The sequence below is a fragment of the Halobacterium rubrum genome, from assembly GCF_021729015.1.
Taxonomy (GTDB): domain Archaea; phylum Halobacteriota; class Halobacteria; order Halobacteriales; family Halobacteriaceae; genus Halobacterium; species Halobacterium rubrum.
On the sequence record NZ_JAJQQZ010000001.1, the window covers coordinates 175,285 to 188,430 of the forward strand.

At 69.4% G+C, this 13,146-nt stretch carries 11 protein-coding genes; 4 read left to right on the forward strand and 7 right to left on the reverse strand.

Going from position 1 to position 13,146, the window contains the following annotated elements; translation table 11 throughout:
• Nucleotides 1–197: 197 nt before the first annotated feature.
• Nucleotides 198–1,583, forward strand: coding sequence for a permease (locus LT971_RS00905; protein ID WP_237004968.1), 1,386 nt, complete (start codon nucleotides 198–200; stop codon nucleotides 1,581–1,583).
• A gap of 125 nt (nucleotides 1,584–1,708) precedes the next feature.
• Nucleotides 1,709–2,002, forward strand: a complete 294-nt coding sequence (locus LT971_RS00910; protein WP_237004969.1) for a DUF7130 family rubredoxin-like protein — start codon at nucleotides 1,709–1,711, stop codon at nucleotides 2,000–2,002.
• Nucleotides 2,003–2,006: 4 nt separating this feature from the next.
• Here LT971_RS00910 and LT971_RS00915 read toward each other — a convergent pair whose 3' ends face one another.
• Together LT971_RS00915 and LT971_RS00920 are read right to left on the reverse strand one after the other, a co-directional pair.
• On the reverse strand, nucleotides 2,007–2,360 hold the full coding sequence (locus LT971_RS00915; protein WP_237004970.1) for a NifU family protein: 354 nt from the start codon (nucleotides 2,358–2,360) through the stop codon (nucleotides 2,007–2,009).
• A gap of 25 nt (nucleotides 2,361–2,385) precedes the next feature.
• A complete protein-coding gene (locus LT971_RS00920) occupies nucleotides 2,386–2,718 on the reverse strand; it encodes a DUF5783 family protein (protein ID WP_237004971.1) in 333 nt (110 codons plus the stop codon).
• A gap of 674 nt (nucleotides 2,719–3,392) precedes the next feature.
• Between LT971_RS00920 and LT971_RS00925 the strand changes: the two genes are divergently transcribed.
• Nucleotides 3,393–7,298: a PAS domain S-box protein gene (locus LT971_RS00925; RefSeq protein ID WP_237004972.1), complete on the forward strand. Its 3,906-nt coding sequence runs from the start codon at nucleotides 3,393–3,395 to the stop codon at nucleotides 7,296–7,298.
• A 129-nt stretch (nucleotides 7,299–7,427) separates the two neighbouring features.
• The gene (locus LT971_RS00930) at nucleotides 7,428–8,483 is read left to right on the forward strand and encodes a dipeptidase (RefSeq protein ID WP_237004973.1); all 1,056 of its coding nucleotides are present in this window, start codon (nucleotides 7,428–7,430) and stop codon (nucleotides 8,481–8,483) included.
• Here the strand turns inward: LT971_RS00930 and LT971_RS00935 are convergent, their stop codons facing one another.
• Genes LT971_RS00935 through hemC form a run of 5 tightly spaced genes read right to left on the reverse strand, consistent with a single transcriptional unit; the run spans nucleotide 8,484 to nucleotide 13,136 of the window.
• Nucleotides 8,484–8,948 (reverse strand): DUF4442 domain-containing protein, encoded by a 465-nt coding sequence (locus tag LT971_RS00935; RefSeq protein WP_237004974.1) that lies wholly within the window; start codon nucleotides 8,946–8,948, stop codon nucleotides 8,484–8,486. It abuts the gene before it with no gap.
• A 37-nt stretch (nucleotides 8,949–8,985) separates the two neighbouring features.
• Nucleotides 8,986–10,458, reverse strand: a complete 1,473-nt coding sequence (gene recJ / locus LT971_RS00940) for a RecJ family nuclease (protein WP_237004975.1) — start codon at nucleotides 10,456–10,458, stop codon at nucleotides 8,986–8,988.
• A 38-nt stretch (nucleotides 10,459–10,496) separates the two neighbouring features.
• Nucleotides 10,497–11,210 (reverse strand): uroporphyrinogen-III synthase, encoded by a 714-nt coding sequence (locus tag LT971_RS00945; RefSeq protein WP_237004976.1) that lies wholly within the window; start codon nucleotides 11,208–11,210, stop codon nucleotides 10,497–10,499.
• A complete protein-coding gene (cobA, locus tag LT971_RS00950; protein WP_237004977.1) occupies nucleotides 11,207–11,962 on the reverse strand; it encodes a uroporphyrinogen-III C-methyltransferase in 756 nt (251 codons plus the stop codon). The genes LT971_RS00945 and cobA overlap by 4 nt, the downstream gene beginning before the upstream one ends.
• Before the next feature lies 1 nt (nucleotide 11,963).
• Nucleotides 11,964–13,136: a hydroxymethylbilane synthase gene (hemC, locus tag LT971_RS00955; RefSeq protein ID WP_237004978.1), complete on the reverse strand. Its 1,173-nt coding sequence runs from the start codon at nucleotides 13,134–13,136 to the stop codon at nucleotides 11,964–11,966.
• Nucleotides 13,137–13,146 lie beyond the last annotated feature (10 nt).

The window sequence follows — 13,146 nt, forward strand, 5'->3', positions numbered from 1 at the left end:
ACGTCCCTGCGAGGACACCTCCGGACGCTCTATTTGACCGGGCCAAATCGACACGATTCACCGACGTGCGCACGTCGCCCCTCGATGTATCCCCCTGTCGGCGGGGGCCTTCGGTTTCGAATCCACAGCAGCGCCGCGTCGAAAGTGGTGGAATCTGAAGGAAAACTGCAATAGCCGATTCCTGCGATGGTACACGTATGCAGGGGACGATGGCCGGCGGCGTTCTCGAAGCCCTCCGCATCGGCGTCGGATTCCTCTGGACGGCGGCGTGGGCGATCATCATGGGGCTCACGGTCACGAGTCTCGTCCAGGTCTACGTCTCCAAGGAGCGGATGGCGCAGCTCCTGGGGGACGGCGACCTGCGTGGCCTCACCCGGGCGACGGCGTTCGGAGCAGCGAGCAGTGGCTGCAGTTTCGGCGCCGTCGCCATCGGCAAGGGGCTGTTCAAAAAAGGCGCCCACGTCGTGAACTTCCTGGCGTTCATGTTCGCCTCGACGAACCTCATCGTCGAACTCGGGTTGATGATTCTGCTGTTGCTGGGCTGGGAGTTCCTCGTCGCCGAGCTGCTGGGCGGCCTCGTCCTCATCGCCGTCATGGCCGTCATCGTCCACCTCACGCTCCCCGAGACCCTCTTCGACGAGGTCCGGGAGACACTCAACGAGCGCGACCGCGAATCGGGCGTCACCGAGGACCCCACCTGCGGGATGGCGGGCACAGACGAGTACACGCTCACGACCGACAGCGGGGAGACGCTGCAGTTCTGCTCGGCGGGCTGCATGGAGACCTACCGCCAGCAGGCGGCGAGCCGCGGCGGGTGGCGCGAGGAGCTGCTGTCCTGGGGTGGCTGGTACAGGGTCGGGAACCAGTACCGCAAAGAGTGGTCGATGATCTGGACAGACGTCGTCGCCGGCTTCCTCGTCTCCGGGTTCGTCATCGTCTTCGTCCCGCAGTGGGTGTGGAACGCCCTGTTCCTCCAGGGCGACGGAGTGCTCGTGACCGCCGAGAACGCCGTCATGGGCGTCGCAATCGCCGTGCTCAGCTTCGTCGGCAGCATGGGCAACGTCCCGTTCGCCGTCGCCCTCTGGGGCGGCGGCATCAGCTTCGCCGGCGTCATCGCGTTCGTCTACGCCGACCTCATCACGGTTCCCGTGCTGAACGTCTACCGGAAGTACTACGGCTGGCAGGTCATGCTGTACATCCTCGGCGTCTTCTTCGTCACGATGGCGTTCACCGGATTCCTCATGGAGTTGCTGTTCGACGCCCTCGGCATCGTCCCGGACCTGGCCGGCGGGGAGACGGCGACCGAACAGACGTACTTCGAACTCAACTACACGTTCTACCTCAACCTCGTCGCTTTCGCGCTCTCGGGCTTCCTCCTGTACGTGTACCGCCGCGGCCTCGGTGCGCCCGGCCAGTACCGGGATCCGGTCTGCGGGATGCGGACCGACGACAGCGAGCCCGCAGCTACACACGACGGCGAGACGTACTACTTCTGCTCGCAGACCTGCAGGCAGGCCTTCGAGGAGAACCCCGACGAGTACGCCAACGGACACCCGATGGTGATGGACGGCCACGACCACTGAACGCACACCGAGCGAATGCCACGCGCCCGCCGGGCGTGTCACCGATCCGGTCCGTTCCACACGGGTCGGAAACTGGCTCCGAACTGGATACTACGCTTATTCTCTCGCACGTCGAACCGCCACACGTGTCCGACAACCAGCCCCAAATCGGTCCTGGCGCTACAGTCTACACCGACGACGGCGACCCGCTCGGCACGGTCCGTGGCTTCGACGGCGACGGCTACTACGTCACCACGAAGGACGGCATCGAGGCACTGTCAGTCGAACACGAGCGCTCCGGCCACAAGTTCGGGGAGGCGGAACTCGTCTGGCGGTGCTCGCAGTGCGGCGAAGTCGGTGAAATCGGGGACGCACTCCCGGCTGCGTGCCCGAGCTGCGGCACCGAGAGAGAAGACATCTACTACTGGACGGAGGACTAGCCGGTCAGAACGGCGCCTGGGGGCCTTCGTCCTCTTCGCCGTCCTCGGCGTCGCCTTCCTCGCCCGGGAACGACGGGCTCATGCCGCTGCTGTCGCCGCCCATGCCGGTGTCGGCGTGGACGGTGTCGATCTCGGGGATCTCCTTGGTCATCCGGGACTTGATGGCCTGAATCGTCATCGGCGAGATGCCGCAGCCCGAACACGCGCCGCCGAGCTGGAGGTCGACGATGCCCTCCTCGCGGTCGATGTTCTGAATCGCGGCCGTGCCGCCGTGCATCTGGATCTGCGGGAAGTTCCGGCGGAGGAAGTTGTTGACGCGCTCCTCCAGGTCACTCCCGTCCTGACTCTCTGTGCTCATGGCTCCGGGTTGGCGCTCACCCCGCTTAGGCCTTTTCGTCCCCGAGGTCGAACTGGTCGCGGAGGTGCGCGCAGATCCGGTCGGTGTGTTCGTCGATGACGTCGCGAGCGTGGTCGTCCTCGAACTGAACGGCGGCGAGCCGGTCGAGGGGGTCGTCGGGGAGTTCGACGGTGAACTCGCCGTCGCCCTCGTAGAACGGCTCGCTCTCCGAGAGCACCTGCTGGTCGATGGCGTGGACGAGTTCGCGGTCGTACGTCCCGTTCATCTCGTCGAACGCCCGCTTGTAGGCGGTCTCGAGCTTCGGGAAGTAGTCGACGTACTTCTGTTCCTCGAACTCGTCGGGCGTCAGGTCGCTCATTGCCGGCGCTTGGGCGTCCCGGTGCAAGTGCCCGTCGGAAGGCACACACCGGCCCCGATTCGATATCTCACTATGTAGTTTATGACGCTCTCCGCAGGGGCGTCTGCTCGCGGTCCTCGTGACCCTCGAGTCTCTCCCTCAGTCGGACGCTCGCTCGCCTGGGTCGCTGTTGGCTCCCATCGACGCGAAGCAGCAGCCTCCGTCAAGAACTCCGCCACACGCTCTCCGTCCTCGGGGGCTCTCCGCCCGCACGTGGTGGCCTTCGTCGTTGCCTCGTTGGTAACTCTCCCACTGGCTCAGTCGCTGCCGGGTTTGTCCCGGTCGGACACGATGACTGTCTCGACCACTGGACCGGGCCCGGTAGCCGGACACTCACGGTGGCCACGTCCGGTTCGATACACGCGCTGTCGGTTTACCGACTGGCGGCGCAGCTGCTACGCGGAACCGTGTCAGTCTGTAGCGAACGGTGGGTGTCCGATCGCGGACAGCCCCCGGTACTCGGCGTCACCTGCGGGATCGCAGCCGGTCCGGTAGCTCGGCCCTGTCTGTGGCCGGCTGTCGGCTGATGTCACCGCGCGTTCCAGGGAATATAAATTACATAGTGCGATATAAAATTAGGGCGGGACGGCCGCTTAGCCACATCCTTGATACCCCTATGGCGCGTACCCGTCAGGGTGACTCCGCTGGATTCCGGTACGGCCAGCCCGATTCACGTCCTGTACGTGAACGACGACGCCGACTTCGCCGAACTCGCGCGCCAGAAGCTCTTGACCGCATCCTCGACGCTCGACGTCACGACTGCAGCGACCGCAGACGCCGCACTCGACCGCCTCGACGAGTTGGCCGTCGACTGCGTCGTGACGTCGTACTCGCTGCCCGACGGCACGGGAATCGACCTCCTCGAACGAATCCAGTCGGAGGCGTACAGCCCTCCGACGATACTGTTCACCGGGCGCGGGAGCGAGCAGATCGCCAGTGAAGCCACGCAGGCCGGCGTCTCTGACTACCTCCCGATTCACACAGACCAGAACAGCTTCGAGTTGCTCGCGAGCCGCATCCAGACGCTCGTCGGGGCGTCCCGGAAGGAAGCGGCCGCCGAGCAGATGGCCGACCGCTTCCGACGGACGCTCGAGCGCACGGCAGACGCGGTGTACGCCGTCGACGACGAGTGGCGCATCGAGTACATGAACGAGCGGATGGCCGCGCGCATCGACCGCGACCGAGACGCCGTCGTCGGCACGACGCTCTGGGACGAGTTCCCCTCGATCGTCGGGACGCAACTCGAAGACCGCTACCGGACGGCGATGGAGACCGGGGAGCCGGTGTCGTTCGAGCAGCGCCTCGGGCCGCCGTTCGACTACTGGGTCGATGTCCGGGCGTTCCCGGACGACGACGGACTCACGGTGTTCTCGCGCGAAATCACGGCGGAGCGCGAGCGGGAACTGGAGCTGGAGCGCAGCGAGACCATCCTGCAGCACATCCACGACGTGGTGTTCGTCGTCGACGGCGACGGCGTCCTCGAGTTCGCGAACGCTGCTGCGAAGCGCCTGACTGCCGCCGGCCAGTCGACGGAGCTCGCGGGCCAGCAGCTGGCGACAGTCATCGGTGATCAGGTCAGCTCGTCCGACGCCACGGCGTTCTCGAACGCTGTCGAGTCGACGCTGGCAGAGATGGAGAGCGACGGCGGGACCACCGGCCTGTACGACGTGGACTTGACGATAGACTTCGAGACCGGCAGCGGCGAGCGGACGTTCGACGTTCGGTTCACGCCCTTCCAGAGTGCGGCCGACCGACAGGTGCTGGTGGTCGCTCGGGACATCACCGAGCAGAGCGAGGCGAAGCGACAGCTCGAGCGGGAACGGGACGTGCTCCGGGAACTACAGCGCGTCGTGGCCAAAAGCAGCGTGTCAGCCGACGACCGCCTCCGGGAACTGCTGGCGGTCGGCTGCGAGGCGCTGGGACTGGAAATCGGTATTGTCTCTCGCATCCGAGACGACGAGTACACCGTCAGGACCGCACACGCGCCCGACACCGACATCGACGCCGGCGACGAGTTCGACCTGGCGTCGACGTACTGCGAGGCGGTCGTGGGCAGCGACGCGGTCTGCTCGTTCACGGACGCTGTCGCCGACGGGCGAGAGACGCATCCAGCCTACCAGGAGACGGGCCTCGAGTCGTACATCGGCGCGCCACTCGTCGTGGACGGCGACCGTTACGGGACCGTCAACTTCTCGAGTCCGACGACGCGGGTCGCCCCGTTCGGGGCCATCGAGCAGACGCTCGTCGAGTTGCTGGCGGAGCTCGTGAGCGCCGAACTGGCGCGGGCCAGCGACCGCGCCGAACTCGAGCGCCGGGAGTTCCTCTTCGAGCGGGTCCAGGAGACTGCGGACGTCGGAATCTTCGAGTACGCCCCGTCGACCGGGTCGCTGGACTGGTCGGAGGGCGTCCGCCGTATCCACGGCGTCGACCCGGACTACGAGCCGTCGCTGGACGACGCCATCGGGTTCTACCACCCCGACGACAGGCCGGCGGTGGCCGCGGCGGTGGACCGGGCACTCGAGGACGGGGAGCCCTACGACCTCGACCTCCGAATCGTGCGGCCCGACGGCGACGTCCGTGACGTCCGCGCCTGGGGCGAGCGGGTCGACAGCCCGCAGGGTGACGGGCCGGTGCTCCGCGGGGTGTTCCAGGACATCACCGCCCGGAAGCGCCAGGAGCGAGAACACCGGGAGCTCGCCGAGGAGTACGAGGCGCTGCTCGAGACGTCCGGCGACGCGATATTCCTGCTCGACGTCGACACCACTGGTGACGACCCCCGCTTCGAGTTCGCGCGTCTCAGTCCCGGCTACGAGACCCAGACCGGGCTCACGACCGATGAGGTCCGTGGACGGACGCCGGCCGACGTGTTCGGCGAGGAACGCGGCGCGGAGCTCGCCGCGAACTACACTCGCTGCGTCGAGGCGGGCGGCCCGATCTCGTACCGGGAGGAGCTGGCCATCGGTGACGACGCCCGGTTCTGGGACACGAGTCTGGCGCCGGTGGTCGTCGACGGCGAGGTCGTCCGGGTCGTCGGTATCGCGCGGAACGTGACCGAGCAGGTCCAGCGGGAACGCAGCCTCGAGACGACGAACGAGCGCCTCGAGTCGCTCATCGAGGCGACGCCGCTGACCGTGATGGAGATCGACCGCGACGGTACCGTCACGCGCTGGAACGACGAGGCCGAGAAGATGTTCGGGTGGTCGCGCGAGGAGGTGCTCGGCGAGTTCAACCCGATGGTCCCGGCCGACCAGCAGACCGAGTTCGATGACCACCGGCAGCGGGCACTCGACGGTGAGCGAATCCGCGGGAAAGAGATTCGCCGGCAGACGAAGTCGGGCGAGGAACTGGACCTGCTGCTGTCGGTCGCCCCGATTACGGACCCTGACGGGGAGACGACCAGCATCCTCGCCGTCCTCGAGGACATCACCGAGCAGAAGCGACTCGAGACGAAGCTCCGGTCGCTGCAGGAGACTGCACGGCGGCTGACCGGCGCGCAGTCGGCCGAAGCCGTCGGCGACATCGCTGTCGAAGCGGCTGCCGAGGTTCTCGGATACGAACTCACTGGCATCTGGGAGTACGACGAGCACGAGGACGTTTTGGTCCCGCTCGCGTCGACGTCCGCCACCCGTGCGTTACTCGGAGAACTGCCGGAACTGGAACCCGGTGAGAGCCTCGCGTGGGAGGGATTCGAAACCGGAGAGCTGCGCGTGTACGACGACCTCCAGAGCCGGTCGGACCTCGCGGAGTCCGAGACGCCGGTCAAGAGCGGCCTGTTCGTGCCGCTGGGCGACGTCGGCGTCGTCGGCGTCGGCACGACCTCCGAACAGACGTTCTCCGACACCGACGTCGACCTGTTCCGGATTCTGGGCGCGACCGTCGAGGCGGCGTTCGTGCGAGCGAGCCGCGAGGTGGAACTGCAGCGCCAGAACGAGCGACTCGACGAGTTTGCGAGCGTCGTGGCTCACGACCTCAGGAACCCCCTGCAGGTCGCCACGGGGTTCCTCGACATCGTCGAAGACACCGGCGATCTGGCACACCTCGACCGGGTCGAGTCAGCCCACGACCGGATGGGGCGCCTCATCGACGACCTCCTGACGCTGGCCAGCGGCGAGTCGACGGTCACCGACGCGGAGCGCGTCGACCTCCACGCCGTGACGACGGAGTCGTGGGGGTACGTCGACACGGCCGAAGCGACGCTGACGGTCGCCGACGACCTCCAGAGCGTGGACGGCGACGGCGGCCGCCTGACACAGCTGTTCGAGAACCTGTTCCGGAACGCCGTCGAACACGGTGGGGCCGGTGTCGCGGTCGCCGTCGGGCCGCTCGACGACCGCGCCGGCTTCTACGTCGCGGACGACGGAGCCGGGATTCCGCCCGAGAAGCGGTCCGAGGTCCTCGAGCACGGCGTGACGTCGAACGACGGCGGCACCGGGTTCGGGCTCTCCATCGTGGTCGACATCGCGAAGGCTCACGGCTGGACGGTCGACGTGACCGAGAGCGCCGACGGCGGGGCGCGATTCGAGTTCGTCACCGCTCCGTGACGACACCCGGGACGGGGACTGCTCGGAACGGTCGCCGAGCCCAACTGCGGCGGCTCCCGGTCGGTCGCTCCAGTCACGTAGTGCGGTCCGTCGGCCAACGCTTTTCCCGCAGCCAGTGGACGTGAGCGTGTGTCAGCACTCCCGCCCGTCGTCGACGGACACAACGACAGTCTGCTCGCGCTCCGCCGGGCCAGCGCCGACCCGGCGGCGTTCCGGGACGGCCATCCGGGGGGCGACCTGGACCTGCCCCGGGCTCGCGACGCCGGGCTCGCGGCTGGGCTGTTCGCCGTGTTCGTCCCGTCGGAGGACTGCTTCGGCCCGGAGGCGGCTCGCACCGAGACTGCGGACGGCTACCGCGTGCAGCGGCCGCCGCCGCTCGCGCCGAGTGCTGCACGCCGCGTCACCGACGAGCTGCTCGAGGCGTTCGACGTGGTCACCGGCTTCGACGGCGTCCGGAAGTGCACCACGGTCGAGGACCTGCGGGCGTGCGTCGAGGGTGACGAACTCGGTGCCGTCCTGCACTTCGAGGGCGCGGAGGCCATCGCACCGGATCTCTCGAACTTCGCGGACTACTACGACCGGGGGCTGCGGTCGCTCGGGCCGGCGTGGTCGCGGCCGACCCAGTTCGCCGACGGCGTCCCGTTCCGGTACCCGAGCACGCCGGACTGCGGCGGCGGCCTGACCGACGCCGGCCGCCGGCTGGTCGAGCGCTGCGACGACCGCGGCGTCCTCGTCGACTGTGCGCATCTCACCGCCCGGGGTTTCTGGGACGTCCACGACGCGTCGACGAATCCGCTGGTCGTCTCCCACTCGGCCGCCCACGGCGTCTGTCCGCTGTCCCGCAACCTCACGGACGACCAGCTGGACGCCGTCGCCGACACGGGTGGTGTCGTCGGGCTGACGTTCGCGGCGAACGCGCTCCGGCCGGACGGCGACAGCAACCCGGACGTGGAGCTGTCGGTGGTCGTCGACCACGTCGACTACCTCGTCGACCGGATGGGCGTCGACCACGTCGCGCTCGGCTCGGACTTCGACGGCGCGACCGTCGTCGACGGCGTCGGTGACGCCACGGGGCTCCCGGACCTGCTCGCGGTGCTCCGCGAATCAGGGTACTCGCAGGCCGACCTGCGGAAGCTCGCGCACGAGAACTGGCTGCGCGTGCTCGGCGAGGTCTGGGGGTCGTAGTCAGTCGTCGTCCCGGCGCACGTACACCGTCTTCTCCACCTCGGCGTGGCACTCGCCGTCGCCGTCCACCAGCTCGACGTCGTAGACGCGGTCGGTCGACTCACCGGGTGTGAGCTCCCGGAGGGTGTCGACCTCGTCGTCGGACAGGTGGACGTCAGCGTACAGCGTCGACTCGCCGGGTTTCCGGAAGCGGACCTCGGCGGCCCTGTCCCAGACGGTGAAGGCGTCGCCGAGCCGGTGGCGCAGCAACACCACGTAGATAGGGTCGACGGCGCCGTAGATGCTGCCCCCGAAGGTGACCCCGAGGGGGTTTTTCGTCCGCCAGTTGTGCGGGAGTTTCACACGGATGTGCGAGAAGTCGTTCGCCAGCGAGACGACCCGGGCGCCCGTCGACCAGTACGAGGGGTAGTAGGAGAACCCGAGCCGGTAGAGTTCGGTCCGCAGGTCGGAGAGCGTCGGCAACACGCTACGGGGTTGGCGGGCGGCCGGAATAGGCGTTCCGTCAGTCGTCGGCCCGTCGCTGCTCGGCGAGGATGTCGCTGGCGGCGTCGAGGAACGCCCGCTCGTCGCCCGCCGGGACGGTCGCACCCGCGGCGACCTCGTGGCCGCCGCCGTCACCACCGACCGCCTGCGAGGCGTCCCGCAGCACGACCGAGAGGTCGACGCCGTCCTCGACGAGTCCGGGAGTGGCACGAGCCGACACCTTGACCTCTTCCTCGCCGTCCGGGTCGTCGCCGTCCTTGGTCCCGAACGCGACGATGGGGCGGTCGCTCTCGGTGGCGTCGCTGCCGAGCGCCATCCCGGCGACGATGCCGACGATGGTCTCCCGGATGCGGTCCTCGGCGTGGAACCACTGGAGGTCGTCCTCGACCGTGACGCCCTCGCGTTTCACCCACTCCAGACCCTCCGAGAGGTTCCGCCGGTGCTGCCGGAGGAGCTCTCGAGCGGCCTCGAGGGGCTCGCCGCGCTCGCCGAGGCAGACCGCGAGCCCGACGTCCGCGCGCTCGTATCGCGCCGTGGCGTTCAGCAGCGTGGAGAACTCGCTGGCGTCCCGCAGTTCGGTGCCCGGCGCTTCGTCGGTGAGCGTGTACGTCGTGCCGACGAGCTTCGTCACCTCGTCGCCGGAGACGCCGTTCCGGACGGCGCGCTGGACGAGCGCGCTGACGACCGTCTGGCGCTCGTCGTGGGTCAGGTCGGCCCACGTCCGCCAGTCGCCGCCGTCGTGGAGGTCCACGTCGAGGCCGTCGAGGAACCGAATCGCCCCCTGCTGGTCGTTCGTGATGCCGGGGACGTACACCTCGCTTGCGTACTCCAGGAGCTTCGGCAGCGGCCGGGTCTGGGTGCCGTACAGCGCGAGGTCCTTCGCGGTGTCGAGCACGCCCGCCGCGACGCCCTCGACGGCGATTCGGGTGTTCGCGCCGACGAGCTCGCCGTCGACGGTCTGGCGGTCACCGACCGCGCCGACGACCGCCAGCGCGGCGAGGTCCGTCGCGTCCTCGCCGAGCAGGGCTCGCGCGAGCACGTAGCTCGCGCCAGCGCCGGAGAGCTCCTTGCCGCCGTCCACGCCCTCCAGCAGCGGGTTCAGGTGGAACTCCGTGTCGGCGTCCTCGGCGGGCTGGTGGTGGTCCGCGACGACCGGCGTGAAGTCCCCGTGGTCCTCGTGGTCGGTGATGGCGTCCAGTTGTCCGCTCCCGAAGTCCGTGAACAGCACCGTCTCGTGGTCGTGGGCGGCGATGCCGGCGATCTCCTCGTCGTCGAGTTGCTTCGAGAAGACCACGTCGTGCGGAATGTTGGCGCGCTCGAGGGCCGTCGACGCGATACCGGCGCTCGTCAGGCCGTCGGCGTCGATGTGGGAGGCCAGCAGGACGCTGTCGGCGTCCCGCAGGGCGTCCGCGCAGGCCGCCGCGCGCTCTGCGAGCGCCGGTACGGGAGGCCCGTCGCCGGCGCCGTCGACGTCCGCCTCGTCGTCGTCCATCACTCCGGGGTAGCGCGCACTCGGGTAAAAAGTCCCGCCTACCTGTCGAGGGCGGCGCGTGCGAGCTCCTCGAAGCCGGCGTCGTCGGGCACGACGTCGACATCGATGCCGTGCTCGACGGCGGTGTCGGCCGTCGGCGGCCCGATGACGCCGACCGTGGCGTCGGCCAGCCCCTCGCGCGCTTCCGGTTCGACGCCGCGCTCGCGGGCGGCCGCCAGCCAGTTCTCGACGGTCAGCGAGGACGTGAACAGCGCGGCGTCGAGGTCGCCCTCGGCCGCGAGTTCGACGGACTCGCCCGCGCCGGCCGGCCGCACGAGCTCGTACAGCACCGTCTCGTGGACGTAGGCGCCGGCGTCGTCGAGGCCGTCGGTGAGCACCGCCGAGCCGTGGTCTGAGCGCGCCACCTCGACGCGCGCGCCGTCGACGTCGTCGTCGAGCGCCGCGACGAGGCCGGCGCTCGTGTACTCGTCGGGAACCACGTCGACGTCGTAGCCCGCCTCCCGGCAGGCGTCGGCGGTCGCCGGACCGATGGCGACGAGCGTCGCGTCCCCGGGCGTCCAGCCGTCGGCTGCGGCGAGTTCGACGCCGGTCTTGCTCGTGACGACGACGTACCCGGCGTCCTCTCGGGGGGTTTTTCCAGTGGGTTCGACGGCGAGCATCGGGTCCGGGACGGGCTCGACGCCGAGGTCCGCCAGCAGGGCGACGGCGTCCGCGAGGCGCTCGTCGTCCGGCCGGAACACGGCGACGTTCACGACTGGCCCTCCGGCTCGTCGCCTCTCTCGTCGGCCCACAGGCCGGCGACGCCGCCGACGACGGTGACGGCGGGCGGCGAGATGCCCACCTCGTCCCGGGCGTCCACGATGGTGTCGAGGGTGCCGGTGGCGACCTGCTGGCCGGGCCGCGTCCCCTTCTCGACGAGCGCGACCGGCGTCTCGGGGTCCATCCCGGCGTCGCGCAGCACGTCGGTGTACTCCGGGAGCTTGCCGACGCCCATCAGCACGACGATGGTGCCACCGGTGTCGGCCAGCGCCGCCCAGTCGACGGCGGACTCGTCCTTCTCGGGGTCCTCGTGGCCCGTGACGAACGAGACGCTGGAGGCGTGGTCGCGGTGCGTCACCGGGATGTCGGCCGCCGCGGGCGCCGCAACCGCCGACGTGATGCCGGGCACGACCTCGAAGTCCACGCCGTGCTCGGCGAGGTACAGCATCTCCTCGCCGCCCCGGCCGAACACGAACGGGTCGCCGCCCTTCAGCCGCACCACGTCGTTCCCGGCTTCGGCGAGTTCGACCAGCCGGGCGTTCGTCTCGGACTGCGGCGTGCGCTCGCCGCCCGCGCGCTTCCCGACGTCCTCGCGCTTCTCGGCGGGAATCGACTCCAGAATCTCAGGCCCGGGGAGCTTGTCGTGGAGCACCACGTCGGCCGCCTCGAGCAGCCGCTTCGCCTTCACCGTCAACAGCTCGGGGTCCCCGGGGCCGCTCCCGACGAGGTAGACGGTTCCCGTCATCTCAGGCCTCCCTGCGCGCGTTCTCGATGAGGTCGGCAGCGCCACGGTCGCGGAGGTCGTCGGCGAGCTCGCGGGCCTCCTCGGCGTACCGCTCGGCGTCCAGCTCGCGGGTCTCCCCGACCTGCTCGCTGCCGTCCTGACTGAACACCTGGACCGCCGTCCGGACGGTCTCGCCCTGCACGAGGGCGTGCACGCCGATTGGGGCGATGCAGCCGCCACCGAGCTCCTCGAGGACGACGCGCTCGGTCGTCACTTCCACGCGAGTGCGGACGTGTTCGAGCGCGTCGCGGAGCTCGTCGACCACGTCGCTGTCGCGGCGCGCCGTCACGCAGAGCGCGCCCTGTCCGGTCGCCGGCACGTGCGTCCCCGTCGACAGCTCTTCGATGCCGACGTGGTGCAGCAGGCCGGTGCGTTCGAGGCCGACGCGCGCCATCACGAGCGCGTCGTACTCGGTGTCGGGGTCGCGCTCCATCGCGGACTGCTGGAGCGGCGTCAGCGAGTCGAACCACTCCTCGACCGACTGGTCGAACTCGCTGTCCGACTCCTCCTCGTCGTCGTCATCGTCGTCCTCGCCGTCGAGGTTCTCGACGCCAGCCTCGACGTCGTCGCTGTAGTCGCCCCGGCGCTGCTCACGGGCCGCCTCGGACTGGGCATCCTTCTCCGCCTCGGTGCGGCGCTCGTGCTCGCGGTGGAGCGCGGGCGCCAGCAGCTTCTCCACCCGAGTGTCGACGTTCCCCCGGATGGGTTCGACCTCGAGGTCGGGCCGGTGGGCCTGCACCTGCGCGCCCCGCCGCAGGCTCGACGTCCCGACGACGCTGCCCGACGGGAGGTCCTCCAGCCGGGTGCCGTCCTCGGTGACGAGCACGTCCGCGGGGTTCTCGCGGTGGGGCACGGCTGCCACCACGAGGTCCTCGGGGACGTCTGTCGGCACGTCCTTCATCGAGTGGATGGCGGCGTCGACGTTGCTCTCCAGGACCTCCTGGTCGAGTGCGCGCACGAACGCCCCGGTTTTGCCGAGGTCGCTGATGAGTGCGTCCGTCACCCGGTCGCCCTCGGTCTCCACCTCCACGAGTTCGACGTCGTGGCGGTGGTCCTCGAGGGCGTCGACGACCTCGCCCGCCTGCCGGAGCGCGAGGTCCGACCCCCGTGTCGCGAGCCGAATCTGACTGCTCATGTCCCGAACT